At 66.9% G+C, this 16,346-nt stretch carries 14 protein-coding genes; 1 reads left to right on the top strand and 13 read right to left on the bottom strand.

Translation table 11 applies throughout. The features are described from left to right. Nucleotides 1-87 precede the first annotated feature (87 nt). Complete coding sequence (locus SOM47_RS04380) at nt 88-735, top strand: hypothetical protein (RefSeq protein WP_042614420.1); 648 nt, start codon at nt 88-90, stop codon at nt 733-735. 29 nt (nt 736-764) lie between these two features. Here SOM47_RS04380 and SOM47_RS04375 read toward each other — a convergent pair whose 3' ends face one another. The 13 genes from SOM47_RS04375 to SOM47_RS04315 all read right to left on the bottom strand — a co-directional run bounded on the left by SOM47_RS04375 (nt 765) and on the right by SOM47_RS04315 (nt 16,306). Beyond that, nucleotides 765-1,487 carry a pilus assembly protein gene (locus SOM47_RS04375; protein ID WP_042614419.1) on the bottom strand — a complete coding sequence of 241 codons (723 nt, stop codon included), beginning with the start codon at nt 1,485-1,487 and terminating at the stop codon, nt 765-767. 5 nt (nt 1,488-1,492) lie between these two features. Beyond that, nucleotides 1,493-2,608, bottom strand: a complete 1,116-nt coding sequence (locus SOM47_RS04370; RefSeq protein WP_320504867.1) for a CblD like pilus biogenesis initiator family protein — start codon at nt 2,606-2,608, stop codon at nt 1,493-1,495. 2 nt (nt 2,609-2,610) lie between these two features. Continuing rightward, on the bottom strand, nt 2,611-5,334 hold the full coding sequence (locus SOM47_RS04365; protein ID WP_320504866.1) for a TcfC E-set like domain-containing protein: 2,724 nt from the start codon (nt 5,332-5,334) through the stop codon (nt 2,611-2,613). Between the two features lie 46 nt (nt 5,335-5,380). Further along, nucleotides 5,381-5,893, bottom strand: coding sequence for a CS1 type fimbrial major subunit (locus tag SOM47_RS04360; RefSeq protein WP_042614416.1), 513 nt, complete (start codon nt 5,891-5,893; stop codon nt 5,381-5,383). 291 nt (nt 5,894-6,184) lie between these two features. Further along, entirely contained in the window at nt 6,185-7,504 is a 1,320-nt protein-coding gene (locus SOM47_RS04355; RefSeq protein ID WP_197974203.1) for a citrate synthase, read from the bottom strand. 257 nt (nt 7,505-7,761) lie between these two features. Further along, on the bottom strand, nt 7,762-8,004 hold the full coding sequence (locus SOM47_RS04350; protein ID WP_042614414.1) for a type B 50S ribosomal protein L31: 243 nt from the start codon (nt 8,002-8,004) through the stop codon (nt 7,762-7,764). Nucleotides 8,005-8,117: 113 nt separating this feature from the next. After that, nucleotides 8,118-9,053 (bottom strand): nucleoside hydrolase, encoded by a 936-nt coding sequence (locus tag SOM47_RS04345; RefSeq protein ID WP_042614413.1) that lies wholly within the window; start codon nt 9,051-9,053, stop codon nt 8,118-8,120. A 389-nt stretch (nt 9,054-9,442) separates the two neighbouring features. Then, entirely contained in the window at nt 9,443-11,548 is a 2,106-nt protein-coding gene (gene recG, locus SOM47_RS04340; protein ID WP_320504865.1) for an ATP-dependent DNA helicase RecG, read from the bottom strand. 7 nt (nt 11,549-11,555) lie between these two features. Beyond that, the gene (locus SOM47_RS04335) at nt 11,556-11,942 is read right to left on the bottom strand and encodes a RidA family protein (protein ID WP_320504864.1); all 387 of its coding nucleotides are present in this window, start codon (nt 11,940-11,942) and stop codon (nt 11,556-11,558) included. A 172-nt stretch (nt 11,943-12,114) separates the two neighbouring features. Beyond that, a complete protein-coding gene (locus SOM47_RS04330) occupies nt 12,115-14,271 on the bottom strand; it encodes a RelA/SpoT family protein (RefSeq protein WP_320504863.1) in 2,157 nt (718 codons plus the stop codon). Nucleotides 14,272-14,373: 102 nt separating this feature from the next. Next, complete coding sequence (rpoZ, locus tag SOM47_RS04325) at nt 14,374-14,673, bottom strand: DNA-directed RNA polymerase subunit omega (RefSeq protein ID WP_042614409.1); 300 nt, start codon at nt 14,671-14,673, stop codon at nt 14,374-14,376. A 110-nt stretch (nt 14,674-14,783) separates the two neighbouring features. Continuing rightward, entirely contained in the window at nt 14,784-15,449 is a 666-nt protein-coding gene (gmk, locus tag SOM47_RS04320) for a guanylate kinase (RefSeq protein WP_042614408.1), read from the bottom strand. Next, nucleotides 15,446-16,306, bottom strand: coding sequence for a YicC/YloC family endoribonuclease (locus SOM47_RS04315; protein WP_182657675.1), 861 nt, complete (start codon nt 16,304-16,306; stop codon nt 15,446-15,448). The genes gmk and SOM47_RS04315 overlap by 4 nt, the downstream gene beginning before the upstream one ends. Nucleotides 16,307-16,346 lie beyond the last annotated feature (40 nt).

Here is a 16,346-nt window from a genome sequence, read left to right as displayed (position 1 = left end):
CCGGTAGCGCGGCCCCATCGGCCGCGCTACCTCGCCTTCACCGCATCGGTGTAGGCTGGTTCCAGGCCATGCAGAGGGGAGCCACCCATGCACCGCGCGCGCGAACACGCCGCCACCCAGACCCGCGAACGCCGCCATCGGCTGGCCCATGAAGCCGCCAGGCTGATGGTCGAGGGCGGCATCCAGGATTTCCACCAGGCCAAGCGCAAGGCCGCCATCCGGTTGGGCATCCATGACGATGCCTCGCTGCCGCGCAACGCCGAAATCGAGCAGGCCCTGCGCGAGCACCAACGCTTGTTCGCCGGCAGTGCCCAGAGCGATGCGTTGCGGCAACGGCGGGAAGCGGCGCTGCACGCGCTGGAGTTCCTGCAATCGTTCGCACCACGGCTGGTGGGGCCGGTACTGGAGGGCACTGCTGATGCCCACAGCCCCGTGCAACTGCACCTGCACGAAGACGATCCGGATGCCGTACAGCGTTTCCTCGACGAGCACGGCATCCCGGCCGAGGCACGCAGCCGGCGCCTGCGATGGGATCGCGAACGGGTACTCGATGCGCCGTTGTGGGTGTTCAGCGCCGATGGCGTGGTGTTCGAGCTGCTGGTACTGCCCTGCCACGCCCTGCGCCAGGCGCCGCTGTCAGCGGTAGACGAAAAGCCGATGCGGCGCGCCTCGCTGGCCCGCCTGCGCGAGCTGCTGCAGGACACCGCACCGGCGCCAGGCGACACGCAGGGCTGAGCAGGCCCGGGGCAACGGATCCGGCAAGCTCAGCCGATCGCAGGGGGCAGCGTCAGCAGGTGCTCACGGTAGCCGTCGCCGGTAAGGCGATAGCGCAGTTGCAGCGTGCTGTCGGCCTCCAGCCCGGCCGGCAATTGCAGCGAGGCCCCCGGGTACAGGCTGCGCGATACCTCATGGGTCGCACATGCACCGGCCGCGCTGCAGCCGGCGACGCTGGTGATGCCCACGCGCAGCGTGCCGATGTTGTGCAGGGTGCGGCCGCGCAGCTCCACCTGCACGCGGCCATCGGCGGGCAGCACGTTGACCAGCGCCCCCCAGACCAGGCTGACGCCGATGCTGGCTTGTGCACCTTCCGCGGGGGCGTCCACGGCCACCTCATCCGGTGCGCGGACACCTTCGAAATAGACCCGATAAGCGGTCTCCTGCTGCACCGGCTGCAGCGGAATGATCCGGATCAAGCGGTTGCCCCCGCCCGCCAGGGCAAATCTGGACGGGGTCAGCGCAATGGCTGCCTGGCTGGGTGCAACGTCCGCTTCGTGTTCCCCGTCGCCGGCCGGCTCCACGATGTGGCGCAGGGACGCCTGCACGAACTGCGCTTGGGTGGATTGCGAATACACGCGGAAAACCGTTGCTTTGCCAGGCTCTACCGACGCACGCATGGGATGGATGATCAGGTTGGCGTGCGCCGCCGGCGTGGACAGAAACAGCGCGAGGGCAAGGCCGGAAAATCGAGTTCTCACGAAAGGTTCCATTGGTATCAGGGACGGGAGGGCGGCAGGCGCAGCTCGACCCGCAGCCCGCCGTGGTAGCGGCCGGGCCGCTTGCTCGAGATGGGAACGCGGGGAGTGTCCAGGCTGAGCGGGGTCGGCACGCAGAACACAGGCTGGGTCATGCCGGGCAGCGCCACCAGCCGCAACCGGACGCGGTCGATGCCGGTCAACATCTGCTCGGTTCCATTGGCCATCGGCAGCCGTGCTCCGCCGTGGTCCAGCGTCACGGTGTAGTCCACGCGCTGGGTCGGGTCGTTTCCACCGTCCGCGTGCCATACCGAATAGCCGCTGGCCGACGACGACGGACCTTCGCCATCACTGACAGTCACGCCCAGGTAGTCGCTCTGCGAACCTGCTCCGTCATACAGGCACATGTCCAGCGCGGCATGTCCGCCGACCGTCTGCGAGATCGGGTCGTAGTGCAGGTTGAGGCCGACCTGGGGCGTTGCCAGGTCGAAGGCGGGGAAGTACACCGACGCCGCATCGCGGTCGCTGATGTCGAGGTCCAGACGGAACATGTAAGTCGCCAGTGCCGGCCCGTCGGCTTGAGTGCGCAGGTCCAGGATCAGTTCGGCCTCCCAGCGCCCTGCCACCAGCCTGGACAACTCGTTACCGGAAATGGACAGGGCCGCACCGGTTCCAACAGGCGGTCGGCCAGCGCATTCCGGCCCGTAGCGGCTACTCAGCGGCTGATCGGTCCCGTGCCAGAGGTCGTTCGGGCAGGCGCGGTCTGCAAAGGCGCGTTGCAGCGAGCCGGTTACGGCGATCTCCGTGCGCATGCCGCTCCTGCGTTCGGTGAAGCGCAGCGCGATGCTGGTGCGTCCGCCACCCTCGGCACCGGTATCGGCGGTTGGGCAGCGGCCATGTTCTGCATCCGTAGCCGACCGGCAGGTGAGATGGATGCTTCCGTAGCCACGCGCAGGGTCGGCGCTGTAACCGAGCAGCGTGCGTGGTGCCAGCAGCTCGATGGAGGCGGGGGCCCCCGACCGGTCATAGGCCAACGGGTGCTCCTGTACGATGCCAACGGGATCGGTAAGCGGTAGCGCCTGTGCCCGGGCGGCAGGCACCAGCAGCACGGCAGGGAGCACGGCAAGCCAGCGCATCATCACCGTTCCTGCCCACGCTGCGCAGCCCGACCCGGCCGGATCAGGGCCCGCTCCCCCAGCAGTTGCGCCACCCTTGCCTGCTGACGGATGTCGGCCGGCAACTGCGCCACGTCCAACGGCTGGCACTGCACGGTACCGACCATCAACACGGCCAGGCGCTGCTCGCGCACCTGCAGTGGACAATGCAGCAGCCGGCTGCCCTGCAACAGGTACAGCACCTGCTCGCGTCGCGTGAAATCCAGCACGAACCCGCCATTGCCCTCGGTGGCAGGTACCGGCGCATTGAGGATGCGTGCCGCCGAAACCGGCAGGCCCGCGGGATCCTGCGCGCGGCCGATGAACGTGTAGGTCACCTCGATGGGAACGGCCATCGACAGCAACCGGCCCGGCGCCAGGAACACGTCACGCCCGGCACCGCCAGCGCCTACGCCTACGCCTACGCCTACGCGCACCGCCCCGCTGCTGTCCCCGCTGCTGGCATCCTGCAGTTCGGCACGGTGCATCTGGTAGGCCGGCAAGGCCACCAGCCTGCGCTCGCCAAGCCGCAGGCGCTGCCTGCGCCGTCCTGCCACCTGGAGCTCGGCCGCTACCCCGGACAGTTCACTGTCCTGTGCAGGGTCGACCCTCACCGCCAGGCCCGCATCGGCGCCGTTGCCTTCGCCCCAGTAGAAGCCGCTTGACCCCAAGGCGAAGGCCGCACTGTGCGTCGCGCTGTAGCCCGTTTCCCGACGCCCGGGCTGCCGATGGAAGGCCACGGTGGCGCTGCCATGGCCGAAGTGGTTCTGCAACTGCGCGCCCACACCGACGCTGTATCGCTCGCTGTTGTCGCCACGCAGATCGGCAGACACCTCGGCGGACTGGTCATCGTACTGGCGGCGCAGCGTCTGGCTGGTGCTGTAGCTCATCTGCGGCCGCTGATGGGCCGGCTGCCGCAGGTCCATCGCATGGCGTCGTTGGGAAGTGGCCCGATCGCCGCGCTGCAACCGGGCAAGGCTGAGGTTGAAGAAAAAACCGCGGTCATGCCGAGGGCCACCGGTTGCGTCGCTGCGCTGGTGCCAAAGACCGAAGCGACGCGCAACGCTGTACTCTTTCCAACGCTCGATCCGGCTGAAGCTGCCCTGCCAGTTGCGGCTGCGCTGTGCATCGACGTTGCCGGCACGCAGCCCGGGCAATGCCAGCGAGGGTGGCATGAACACCGCCTCGGAGTAGTCCGGCGCGGGATCTGCGCGCCACGCCTGGCGGCGCGTGTAGCCCAGGTAGAGGCTCCCGCCGCGTAGCGGCAACGCCATCGAAGCACTCAGCGCATCCACGCACCCCGCTCCGTCGTATCGCGCAAACGACCGGCAGCGGATGTCGCGCGAGCGTTGATGATGGACATTCCATGACGCCCGTCGCCGGTAGGATATCTGGCTCCGGGTGCCACGGCTGCCCTCGCTGCCGCGCATGGCGCTCAGCCCAGCGCGCAGCTCCTGGGTGGCGAACCGCTGCCGCAGGTCCAGCCGCAGCTCCGCATAGCGGCCGCTTTCCAGGTCCACCGCACCTGCGGTCACGGCCATGGCGTGCCCGACCGGCAAACGCAGGCCCGCCATGACCGTGGCTTCGCCGGGCAGGTATCGGGCGCCGCGTTCTGCACGCCGCCCCGCCTGTACGAACCACTGCAGGGCGTCATCGGCGCCGTCGCCACGCTTGTCGAAAGGCGCTTCTTCGCCGCGTACCAGCACGCCCGCTTCGTAGATGCGCAGGGTGACGCTGTAACTGCCGAAGGGATAGCTGCGGGTATCCAGTTCGTTGATTCCGGCAGGCAGGTAATAGGTCTGCAGGAGGCGCTCGCCATCGAACGCCTCCACGCGCGCATCGCGTGCCAGCAGCACGGTGAGCGGGGTGGCCTGCATTGCCGCCTCGACATCGATGTAGGCTTGGCTGCTTCCCACGCGCAGGCCGTCGAAGCGGTCCAGCGGGAGCATGCCGAAGCCGAAGGTGCCGCCAAGTGGACTGGCGAGGTTGCGCCGGTCCATGCGCCCGGCCTGCAGGTAGTGACGACGGTCCAGGTCATGCCGGTAATACGCATTGTCCATGTCGAATCCACCGCCACTGCGGTGTCCGTGATGCTGGCTGAAGTTCCAGTTCGCCGCCAGGTGCCCGTGGGCGGACATCCCCAATGCGCCCGCGCCCTGTATCGCCAGCGCGCGCTGGTCGCGACCACCGCTTGCATTGATCACGTGCTGGTGGAGAAACGCTTTTTCGGCTGCGGCGCTGGCCTGGTGGAAGCGCTCGGTGCTGCGTGGAGCCGGCAGCCACTGCCGCGCCACGAACAGGCGCAGTGCCCCCTCGCCTTCGTCATAGATCGCGGCCACGGCCGTGGCCTCTTCGGGGGGATCCAGATAGCCGCAGCCAGCCTGGGCGTTGCCGTGCCGGCATGCCAGGTGGCTGTTGCGCGGCAACGGAGCAGACAGCGCTGGCAGCAGGCTGGCCCGTGCCGCAGGGTCCAGATCGAGCGCCTGGAGGACGGTGCCGGGATCCTGCAGTTGCACGGTATCCAGATCGACCAGCACCGGCACCACGCCTGCAGAGCGCTCGAACAGCCGGACGTCAAGCTGCTCCACCTGACCTTCCACCAGGTCTTCGAAGCCGTCCGGGACGCGAGTGGCGGTGACGCCCCCCATTACCACGGGCAGTGCGAGCGCGATCGCCAGCCCGGTCACGACGGGGGCGGTAGTCATCATGTGAGAGTGGCCGAAAGGGCCGGCCCCGTAGGGCCGGCGCAGGAAGTTACGGGCTGACGGTCTTCTGGGCCAGGACGATGCTGACCAGTCCTTCGTACAGGCCCGCCGCGGTGATGGGCGCCTGCGTGGTCTGCGCGATCTGGAGCGGCATGGCAATCGAGGCGCCCGGCAACGCGCCATCGAACAGTTCGGCCGCGGTGAAGTCGGTACCCGCCACCGATACGGTTCGGCCATTGAGGCTGACCGTCATCGGCACCCCCACCGCACCGGGGGCAGCAATGACCGGACGCAGCTCGGCGGCATGACCCAGGCGCACGGCGATGTCCTTGCGCGGATCGTTGGAAATGATCCGCACCTGCTCCGACCAGGGCATCAGGCCATTGATCGGGTTGTGGGTCAGCGCCACGCCATCGGGCAACGCGCTGCCATCCGCACGCAGCAGGGCCAGCGTGGGATCGACATCTGCCCAGACCTTGATGTCGGCCTGGATGGCATGTGCGGAGGTGGATGCAGCGGCTAGCGCGATGGCGACCAGCGCGTTCCGGCAATGCGTTTTCATATGACTACTCTCCTTGATATCGATATATGGCGTCATTCAAACGACGCGATACCATCAGCGAAAGCTGGTGGCGGCAGGAGAATAGGCATCGCATTCTGATTTGAACGTAAGGCAATCTTCAAAAATGCGATGTCGTGAGCGGTTTTGTGCGCTTGGTTGCGGAACAAAACATTGCTTCGTGCTTTGCCACGATCTGACGCTTTTTCGATAGCGACCCGCGCAGAGCTGACAGACGCGCAAAAAAAACGCCCCGCGAGGCGGGGCGTTCGATGCGACAGGCAAAGACCGGAATCAGCCCTTGTAGTCGCGCACGTCGCTACCGGTGTAGACCTGGCGCGGGCGGCCGATCTTCATTTCCGGATCCACCTGCTGTTCCAGCCAGTGCGCGACCCAGCCGGACGTACGGCCCAGGGCGAACATGACGGTGAACATTTCGGTCGGGATCTGCAGCGCCTTGTAGATGATGCCGCTGTAGAAATCGACGTTCGGGTACAGCTTGCGGGCGACGAAGTACTCGTCCTGCAGCGCGGCCTGCTCCAGCTTCACGGCCACGTCCAGCAGCGGATCCTGCACGCCCAGCTGCTTGAGCACCTTGCCGGTCATCTCGCCGATGACCTTGGCGCGCGGGTCGAAGTTTTTGTACACGCGGTGGCCGAAGCCCATCAGGCGGAAGCCGGAGGTCTTGTCCTTGGCCTTGACCACGGCCGATTCGACGTTGTCGGCCGAACCGATTTCTTCCAGCATCTTCAGCACGGCTTCGTTGGCACCGCCATGGGCGGGGCCCCACAGCGCGGTGACGCCTGCGGCCACCGACGCGTAGGGGTTGGCACCGGTCGAACCGACCAGGCGCACGGTGGAAGTCGACGCGTTCTGCTCGTGGTCGGCATGCAGGATGAACAGCAGGTCCAGTGCCTGGACCACGTCCTGGTTCAGTTCGTAGCTGCCGTCGGCGGCTTCGAAGGTCTGCTTCAGGAAGCGGCTGACGTAGTCCAGCGAGGTATCCGGCGTGTTGGCCGGCAGGCCCTTGCCATGGCGATAGATCAGCGCCGACAGGGTCGGCACCTTGGCGATCAGGCGCACGGCGGCCTTGCGGCGCTGTTCGGCGTCGGCCAGGTCGAGCGAGGCGTGGTAGATACCCGACAGCTGCGCGATCGCAGCGGTCAGGATCGCCATCGGATGGGCATCCTTGGCGAAGCTGCCGATCAACGTGTTGATCGATGCATCGACGGTGGCTTCAGCAGCCAGCTCTTCGTTGAATGCCTTCAACTGGGCCGCGTCGGGACGCTCGCCGTTGATCAGCAGGTAGACGACTTCGACATAGCTCGACTTTTCCGAGAGCTGCTCGATCGGATAGCCGCGATACAACAGAACGCCCTTGTCGCCATCGATGTACGTGATGGCCGACTTGCAGCTTGCGGTGGCAGTGAAGCCGGAATCGTAGGTGAAATACCCCGTTTCCTTGGTCAGCTTCGAAATGTCGACGCAGTCGTTGCCGAGAGTGGGTTTGATGACCGGCAGAACGACCGACTTTTCGCCGGCGTTGAGCGTGACCTGATCAAGATCGGACACTGTGTGCGCTCCTTCAAGGGGAAGGCGCCTGCCCAAGCGCATTGGTCAGGCACGTGAATGACGTCCACGACCTGTGCCGCGGATCCCGCCATTATCGCACAGCAGCATTTTCCGGGGGTTAGACGGAAGTCGTAGAGTCGTATATGGACTCGCCCGAGGCCTCGCCGGGAGTGCGCCGGGGGTGCGTCGTCGCCGACAACCGGACGCTGCGTTCCACCACCATACGCCACGGCATCGCATCCCGGAAAAGCAAACGGCCGCGCAATGCGCGGCCGCTCACCCAAACGTGGATCGACGGATCAGCGCGCGTAGCGCTTCTGGAACTTGTCGATACGGCCGGAGGTGTCGATCACCTTGTGCTTGCCCGTGTAGAACGGGTGCGACGAGGAGGAGATTTCGACCTTCACGAGCGGATACTCGTTACCGTCTTCCCACTTGGTGGTTTCCTTCGACGCCATGGTCGAGCGGGTCAGGATCTTGAAATCAGAGGTGACGTCTTCGAAGACGACGTCACGGTACTCGGGATGGATATCGTCCTTCATGGGCGTACACCGTAAATAGGTAAGGGAAACACAAGAGCGGCATTATAAGCCCCACTTCGCGCCGGGGCAACCCGCCTTGAGGCGGGCGCCCCTTGCCTGCCCCGTGCCTGTCTTCAGGCACCCAGCGCCTGCCGTACCAGTGCCTCGAAACGGGACTGATCGTAGGCCATCAGAAGCGCGCAGTTGTCCGGCTGGCCGGTCTGGCGATTCCAGTCGACGAGGGTGGCGCCACGGCTGAACGTGCCGTTCAGCTCGATGTTCACCGGCCGCGATTCCACCTGCAGCTGCCCTTCCGGATTCAGCGCCCAGGCCATCGCCAGGGCATCGGCGGTGAACCAGCGTCCGCCCTTGCTGTCTTCGGACAGCGCCCGGGTCTTGCGCGAGATCAATTCATAAAAGCGCGCGCGGTCCGAATCGGCGGCCAGCCACTGTTCGGCCTGCTGCAGCGGCAATCCGTGGGCCACGGTCGCTTCCCAGTCCGACACCAGCAGGTGCGGGAAGGCGGCGAACACCACGTGCGCGGCTTCCGGATCGAAGGCAATGTTGAACTCGGCAGCGGGGGTGATGTTGCCGTGGCAGGTGACCGCCCCGCCCATCACCACGATGCGCTTGATGCGGGTGGCCAGGGTGGGATCCAGCTTCAGCGCCAGCGCCAGGTTGGTCAGCGGGCCAAGCATGACCAGCATCAGCTCGCCACGGTACAGGTGCGACAGGCGCAGGATCGCCAGCGCGGCATGTTCAGCTTCGGCGCCGCGGGCGGGGGGCGGCAGGTCGACATCGCCATAGCCGTCGCGACCGTGCACGTGGGCGGCATCCAGCGAGGGATGCAGCAGCGGATCGGGGCTGCCGGCGAACACGGGGACGTCGTCACGGCCGACCACTTCACACAGCTTGAGTGCGTTGCGGACGGTGTAATCCAGGCCGACGTTGCCGGCGGCGATGGTCAGGGCGACCACCTCATGGCGGGTATCGGCGAAGGCCATCAGCAGGGCCAGTGCGTCGTCCACACCGGGGTCGGTGTCGATCAACAGCGGGATCTTGTGGGTCATCGTTGCCGTCTTCTGAGCGGCAACGGAGTGTCGCACCGCGGTGGCTGCAAATACAACCGGGCGCACGGGCGATGCGCGTTTTCCGGAAGGGGCCTCGTTTCGCGCCATCCATGGCGCTCAACGCCCCTGCAAACTGCTCCCGCCCGGCCCTCATCGCCTGCGCCGGCGTCGGGCATGGAAAAAAAAAAGAAAAGCGGTAGCGCCGAGCCGTGCTCGGCGAGCGCGAAGCGCGGCCTGCGTCAAGCAACGCGATGGCGGGGAGCATCCGCCGACCATGGGTCGGCGCTACCCGTTCAGGCCGATGCGTAACGCGCGGCTGTTGCCGCCCCCTGCAAACGCCTCGCGCCCAGCCCCTCAGCCAGCTGGCGAGCATCCGCCGATGCATCCGCTCAGGCCGAGGCGTAACGCACGGCGGTGCCGATCCAGCGGTCGACCACCCGGTCGGCCAGGCCGGGCTGCTCCTGCAGCAGCCGTTCGGCCAGTGCGTGCACGTCCGGCAGCAGGTTGGCGTCGCGCGCCAGGTCGGCGATGCGGAAACCGGCCAGGCCGGTCTGCCGGGTGCCCAGCAACTCGCCGGGGCCACGCAGTTCCAGGTCCTTCTCGGCGATGACGAAGCCATCGTTGGTCTCGCGCATGGTCTGCAGGCGTTCGCGCGCCATCGTCGACAACGGCGTCTGGTACAGCAGCATGCAGCGCGACACCGCCGATCCGCGCCCTACCCGCCCGCGCAGCTGGTGCAGCTGCGCCAACCCCAATCGTTCGGCGTTCTCGATCACCATCAACGATGCATTGGGGACGTCCACGCCCACTTCGATCACGGTGGTCGCCACCAGCAGATCGATCTGCCCGGCCTTGAACGCCACCATCGTCGCCAGTTTTTCGGCGGCCTTCAGGCGCCCGTGCACCAGGCCGACACGCACGCCCGGCAGCAGCGCCTGCAGTGACTCGTAGGTGGCCTGCGCCGGCGTGGCATCGAGCTCCTCGCTTTCTTCGATCAGCGTGCAGACCCAGTACACCTGGCGCCCCTCGCTGCAGGCCAGCGCGATCCGCTCGATCAGCTCGGGGCGGCGATCGGCGTTGAGCGCCACGGTCTGCACCGGGGTGCGCCCGGGCGGCAGTTCATCGATGGCCGACACGTCCAGATCGGCATATTCGGACATCGCCAGCGTGCGCGGAATCGGCGTGGCGGTCATCACCAGCTGGTGCGGCACGCTGTTACCGCCCGCGCCCTTGTCGCGCAGCGCCAACCGCTGGTGCACGCCGAAGCGGTGCTGCTCATCGACGATCGCCAGCGCAAGGTCCTGGAACACCACCGCGTCCTGCATCAACGCATGGGTGCCGACCACCACCTTCGCCTCGCCGTTGGCCACATCGGCCAGCACCTTGGCGCGAGCCTTGCCGGTGACCTTGCCGGCCAGCCAAGCGACCTGCACGCCCAGCGGCTCCAGCCAGCCGCGCAGGTTGTTGAGATGCTGTTCGGCCAGCAGTTCGGTGGGCGCGGCCAGCGCGACCTGCTTGCCCTGTTCCACCGCCAGCATGGCCGCCAATGCGGCCACCACCGTCTTGCCCGAACCGACGTCACCCTGCACCAGCCGCAGCATCGGGCTGGGCCGGGCGAGGTCCTCGCGGATCTGCTTGAACACGCGCTGCTGCGCGCCGGTCAACGCGAACGGCAGCTGCTTGAGCAACGCCTTGGCCAGCCTTCCCGGCCCGTCCAGCGGCGGCGCATGGTGGGCCTGCAGGGCGATGCGCTGGCGGCGCAGGCTCAGGTGGTGGGCGAGCAGTTCTTCCAGCGCCAGCCGGCGCTGTGCGGGATGGATGCCATTGGCCAGCGCGGAAAGATCCGCATCCTGCGGCGGCTGGTGCACGGTCAGCAGTGCGCTGCGCAACGATGGCAGGCCCAGGCCATCCAGCCATCCGGGTGGCAGCAGTTCCAGCAGGGATTCGTCCGGCAAGCGCTCCAGCGCCTGCAGGATCAGCTTGCGCATGGTTGCCGGGCCGACCCCTTCCACTGCCGGGTACACCGGATCCAGCCTGTCCCCCAGCGCAGGGTCATCGTGGCGCCCCAGCACCTGGTAACTGGGATGGACGATCTCCAGGCCCAGCTGGCCGGGCCGCGGGGTACCGAAGCAGCGCAGCCGGTTGCCGACCGCGAACTGCCCGAGCTGCTGCTGGCGGAAATGGAAGAAACGCAGCACCAGCGTGCCGCGCCCTTCGTCTTCAATGGCGACCTTGAGCATCGGCCGGTAGCGCATGCCGCGCTCCACCGCCATCACCCGGCCTTCGACCTGCGCCGGCACGCCGGAACGCAGGTCTTCGATCAGGGTCAACCGGGTCCGGTCTTCATAGCGCAGCGGCAGGTGCAGCCACAGATCCTGCAGCGTGCCCAGGCCGCGTGCCTGCAGCTTGCCGGCCACCGCCGGACCGACCCCGGCGAGCATCGCCAGCGAGGCTTCACCGGATGGAGCCAGCGCAGGGGCGGCCTTGCGTGCCACGCGGGGTTCAGCCGATGACCATCACCGCATCGACTTCGAAGTTGGCGCCCTTCGGCAGGCCGGAGACTTCGATGGTCGAACGCGCCGGGAACGGCGCCTTGAAATAGTCCTGCATCACCGCGTTGACCTTGGCGAACTCGGCCAGGTCGGTCAGGTACAGGCCCAGGCGGACGACCTGGTCGAGCGAGCCGCCGGCTTCCTCGGCCACGGCCTTGAGGTTGTCGAAGGCACGACGGGCCTGGGCTTCCACGTCACCGACGCCGACGATCTCGCCCGTGGCCGGGTCCAGCGGGATCTGCCCGGAGAAGTACACGGTGTTGCCGGCGCGCACGGCCTGCGAGTAAGGACCGATGGCGGCGGGGGCCTTTTCGGTGTTGATGATCTGGCGGGTCATGGGGGCTCCGGTATCAGGAAAAACAGAGCGTCCATTGTACCGCCCGGGGCGCTTGTATCGGTGGGTGGCGCAGCCGTGCTGGTGGGTGACGACCGTTGGTCGTCACGCTCTTGTTCCAGGCAGGAGCGTGACGACCAACGGTCGTCACCCACCATTAGGTCCTCACCCGCTACTACTGGCGGCGCACCGACTGCACCACCGACAGGCGACGCAGCCGGCGCATGACTTCGGCAAGGTGGTTGCGGTCGCGCACCTGCACGTTGAAAGCCAACACGGCGGCGTTGAAGTCGCGGTCCAGGTAATCCACGCGTTCGATGTTGGACTGGCTCTGCGCGATCGCCGCGGCCAGCTGCGCCAGCACGCCGGTGCCGTTCTCCACTTCCACCACCAGCGAGGTGTCGTAGTCGCCGGATACCGACGAATCCCAGCCGATCGGCACCCAGCGCTCCGGCGACTTGCGCAGTTCGGCCAGGTTCGGGCAGTCCATCCGGTGCACCACGATGCCCTTGCCGGCGGTGTGGTAACCCATGATCTCATCGCCTGGAATCGGCTGGCAGCAGTTGGCGAAGGTGACCACGCCGCGTTCGCTGCCGTTGATCAGGATCTTTTCCTGCGAATGGTGGCGCGCACCGCCACGCAGTTCGGCATAGGCCATCAGCGCCTGCGCGGCCTGGTTCGGCATCCAGTTGCCCAGCGCCACTTCGGCCAGCAGCGCCTCCAGCCGCGGGAACCGATGTTCGGCCAGGAACGCATCCAGGCGCCCCTTGGGCAGGCGCTCCAGCGACGAGTCCATCGCTTCCAGGGCGCGATCGAGCATGCGGTGGCCCAGCTGCACGGCGTCTTCGTGCTCCAGCTGCTTGAGCTGGTGGCGGATGGCCGTGCGCGCCTTGCTGGTGACCACGAATTCCAGCCACTGGGGCTTGGGCGTGGCCGAACGGGCGGTGATGATCTCGATGGTCTGGCCACTGACCAGCTTGGTGCGCAGCGGCACCAGCTTCTTGTCCACCCGCGACGCCACCGCCGTATTGCCGACGTCGGTATGCACCGCGTAGGCAAAATCCAACGCGGTCGCATTGCGCGGCAGGGCCATGATCTTGCCCTTCGGCGTGAACAGGTAGACCTCGTCCGGGAACAGGTCGACCTTGACGTTGTCGAGGAACTCCAGCGACGAACCGGCCGCGCGCTGGGAGTCGATCAGTTCGACGATCCACGCGTGGGCACGGCTCTGCGCGCTGTTGGGGCTGTCGCCGCCGAACTTGTAGGTCCAGTGCGCGGCCACGCCGCGTTCGGCGATCAGGTCCATTTCCTCGGTGCGTATCTGCACCTCGATCGGCGAGCCGTACGGCCCGAACAGCACCGTGTGCAGCGACTGGTAGCCGTTGGCCTTGGGAATGGCGATGAAATCGCGGAAGCGCCCGTCCAGCGGCTTGAACGCGGCATGCACCGCGCCCAGCGCGTGGTAGGCGTTGGGCACGCTGCGCACCACCAGCCGGAAACCGAACACATCCATGACCTGGTCGAAGGATTTGTTCTCGTCGTGCATCTTGTTGTAGATGCTCCACGGGGTCTTGATCCGGCTGACCAGCCGATGCTCCAGCCCTTCCTTGGCCAGGCGCTGGCTGAGCTGCACTTCCACCTGCGCCATCGCTTCGCGGCGTACCACCGGCTGGCTGCGGATGTGCTTTTCCAGGATCGCGTGGCGCCACGGATACAGCGCCTTGAAGCCGAGGTTCTGCAGTTCGCTCTTGACCAGGCTCATGCCCAGCCGCTGCGCGATGGGCGCATAGATTTCCAGCGTTTCGCGCGCGATCCGGCCGCGCGCCTCGCTGCTCTGCGCACCCAGCGTGCGCATGTTGTGCAGGCGGTCGGCCAGCTTGATCATGATCACGCGCAGGTCGCGCGACATCGCCAGCAGCATCTTGCGGAAGCTCTCGGCGGCCGCTTCCTGGCGGTCGCGGAACTTCAGCTTGTCCAGCTTGGTGACCCCGTCCACCAGCTCGGCCACCGGTTCGCCGAACTCGGCGGCCAGCTCTTCGCGGGTCAGCGGCGTGTCTTCGATGGTGTCGTGCAGGATCGCGGCGATCAGCGCTTCCATGTCCAGGCCCAGCTCGGCCAGCACCTGCGCCACGGCAACCGGGTGGGTGATGTAGGGCTCGCCGGACTTGCGGGTCTGCCCCGCGTGCGCGGCGGCCCCCACTTCCCACGCACGGCGCAGCAGCGGCAGCTGCTCCGGCGGCAGGTAGTGCGCTGCGCGCTCGAGTTGAAGGACGTAATCGGGTACGTCCGCGCGTGACGGCGCGGCTACCTTGGCAGTGGGGCCTGGGTTCATGGCCGAAGCCTATGCCAGCGTCACAATTTCAGCAAATCCTGAATGCGAAACAGCCCGCTTGCGGCGGGCTGTTTCGCATCTGGCCAAGGGTGTCGACTGGACTCAGTCGTCGTTCTTGGACATGTCCTCGTCGGCGACCACTTCGGCGGCGGCCCATTCCAGCGCTTCACGCTCGGCGCGCTCACGCTCGGCCTTCTCGACTTCGTCGATCAGCGCGTTGTCGATGCGACGGGCGGCGATTTCGCGCAGCGCCAGCACGGTCGGCTTGTCTTCGGTTTCGCTGTTGTCCAGCGTGGCCTGCACGCCGTTGGCAAGCTGACGGGCGCGCTTGGACGCCATCATGACCAGCTCGAAACGGTTGTTAACGACTTCCAGGCAATCTTCTACGGTGATGCGGGCCATACGGGCTCCCGGCGACCGATCGGCCGCTCAGTCGAATGAGGGAAAGGGGACGGAGTGTAAGGGCAGGGGCTGGACAAAATCAAGCCAGCCCCGCCCTGTTCCTTTTGCAATCAGTCAGTTGCAGACGGATCTGCAGTCAAAAGGGCCTGGATCAGCCCCGCATGGCGGACCTTCTGCGCTTCGCGGCGCAGCCGGCTGGCGGTGAAGATGGCGCACAGCTCATCGACGGCGGTGTCGAATATCTCGTTGACGATGACGTAGTCGAAGTCGTTGAAGTGCAGCATTTCCTCGCGTGCCGCGGACAGCCGCTGGCTGATCACCGCCTCGCTGTCCTGGCCGCGCTTGCGCATGCGGTCCTGCAGCGCCTGTTTGGATGGCGGGAGGATGAACACCGTCACCGTGCCGGGCACCAGCTGGCGCACCTGCTGCGCGCCCTGCCAGTCGATTTCCAGCAGCACGTCCTGGCCGGCGGCCAGCTGCGGCTCCACCGACTGCCGGGCGGTGCCTTTCCAGTCGCCGTGCACCCAGGCGTGCTCGAAGAAATCACCGGCGGCGATCATCGCCTCGAACTCGGTCGCGCTGACGAAATGGTAGTGCTCGCCGTTGACCTCGCCCGGACGCGTGGCCCGCGAGGTGAACGAGATCGACAGCGCGATCTGCGGGTCGCGCGCCAGGGTGGCGTTGACGATGCTGCTCTTGCCGGCACCGGAAGGCGCGGCAACGATGTACAGGGTGCCGCGCGCGGGCGTGCCGACCGGGGAAGGTTGGATGCTCATTCGATGTTCTGTACCTGTTCACGGATCTGGTCGATCAGCACTTTCAGCTCCACCGCGGCATTGGAGGTGCGGCTGTCCACCGACTTGGAGCCCAGCGTATTGGCTTCGCGGTTGAACTCCTGCAGCAGGAAGTCCAGCCGACGCCCGACCGGATCGCGCTGCTTCAGCACGCGGCGGATTTCCACGATATGGCTGCCGAGGCGGTCCAGCTCTTCATCCACGTCCAGCTTCTGCAGCCACATCACCAGTTCCTGCTCGGCGCGGCCCGGATCCACCGGGTGCGGCAGGTCGGCCAGGCGCGCGGCGAGCTTGACCCGCTGGCCTTCGCGGATCGCGGGAATCAGGGTGCGCACGTCCGCAGCGATGCGCTCGATGGCATCCACCCGTTCACTGATCGCCGTTGCCAGCTTGTCGCCTTCGCGTTCGCGGCCGGCGATGAAGCCGTCCAGGGTCTGTTCCAGCAGGGCCAGCGCCTCGGCCTGCAGCGCGGTGGCATCGGTGGCTTCGCCCTGCATCACGCCGGGCAGCTGCAGCAGGTCGGTGAAGCTGACCTGCAGGTTGGGGAAGTCGGACGTGAGCCGGTGCGCCAGCTGGCCCAGCTGGCCCAGCAGGACATCGTTGACCTGCAGGCTGGCCGAGGTTTCCGGCGTGCGCAGGCGCATCACCAGATCCAGCTTGCCGCGGCTCAGGCGTGCGGAAATGCGTTCACGCAGCTGCGGTTCCAGCGCGCGCAGTTCCTCCGGCAGGCGGGTGCCGACTTCAAGGAACCGGTGGTTCACCGAGCGCAGCTCGCAGCCCAGCGTGCCCCAGGCGGTGGCGCGCTCGCCCCCGGCGTAAGCGGTCATGCTTCGGATCATGGGGTTTTCCAGATGCTCCCAAAGAGGGAATGGTACCCTA

This window comes from Stenotrophomonas sp. CFBP8980 (assembly GCF_034046095.1).
Lineage (GTDB): Bacteria > Pseudomonadota > Gammaproteobacteria > Xanthomonadales > Xanthomonadaceae > Stenotrophomonas > Stenotrophomonas lacuserhaii.
Note: the sequence above shows the minus strand (reverse complement) of the source record. Positions and strands in the feature narration are given on the sequence as shown.

What these genes read in the sequence shown, in the direction of transcription:
- SOM47_RS04365 (WP_320504866.1), bottom strand. Translation starts at nt 5,334, where the DNA reads ATGATGACTACCGCCCCCGTCGTGACCGGGCTGGCGATCGCGCTCGCA.
- SOM47_RS04375 (WP_042614419.1), bottom strand. Translation starts at nt 1,487, where the DNA reads ATGGAACCTTTCGTGAGAACTCGATTTTCCGGCCTTGCCCTCGCGCTG.
- SOM47_RS04335 (WP_320504864.1), bottom strand. Translation starts at nt 11,942, where the DNA reads ATGACCCGCCAGATCATCAACACCGAAAAGGCCCCCGCCGCCATCGGT.
- SOM47_RS04370 (WP_320504867.1), bottom strand. Translation starts at nt 2,608, where the DNA reads ATGCGCTGGCTTGCCGTGCTCCCTGCCGTGCTGCTGGTGCCTGCCGCC.
- rpoZ (WP_042614409.1), bottom strand. Translation starts at nt 14,673, where the DNA reads ATGGCCCGCATCACCGTAGAAGATTGCCTGGAAGTCGTTAACAACCGT.
- SOM47_RS04345 (WP_042614413.1), bottom strand. Translation starts at nt 9,053, where the DNA reads ATGACCCACAAGATCCCGCTGTTGATCGACACCGACCCCGGTGTGGAC.
- SOM47_RS04330 (WP_320504863.1), bottom strand. Translation starts at nt 14,271, where the DNA reads ATGAACCCAGGCCCCACTGCCAAGGTAGCCGCGCCGTCACGCGCGGAC.
- SOM47_RS04355 (WP_197974203.1), bottom strand. Translation starts at nt 7,504, where the DNA reads ATGCGCTTGGGCAGGCGCCTTCCCCTTGAAGGAGCGCACACAGTGTCC.
- SOM47_RS04350 (WP_042614414.1), bottom strand. Translation starts at nt 8,004, where the DNA reads ATGAAGGACGATATCCATCCCGAGTACCGTGACGTCGTCTTCGAAGAC.
- SOM47_RS04360 (WP_042614416.1), bottom strand. Translation starts at nt 5,893, where the DNA reads ATGAAAACGCATTGCCGGAACGCGCTGGTCGCCATCGCGCTAGCCGCT.
- SOM47_RS04380 (WP_042614420.1), top strand. Translation starts at nt 88, where the DNA reads ATGCACCGCGCGCGCGAACACGCCGCCACCCAGACCCGCGAACGCCGC.
- SOM47_RS04315 (WP_182657675.1), bottom strand. Translation starts at nt 16,306, where the DNA reads ATGATCCGAAGCATGACCGCTTACGCCGGGGGCGAGCGCGCCACCGCC.
- gmk (WP_042614408.1), bottom strand. Translation starts at nt 15,449, where the DNA reads ATGAGCATCCAACCTTCCCCGGTCGGCACGCCCGCGCGCGGCACCCTG.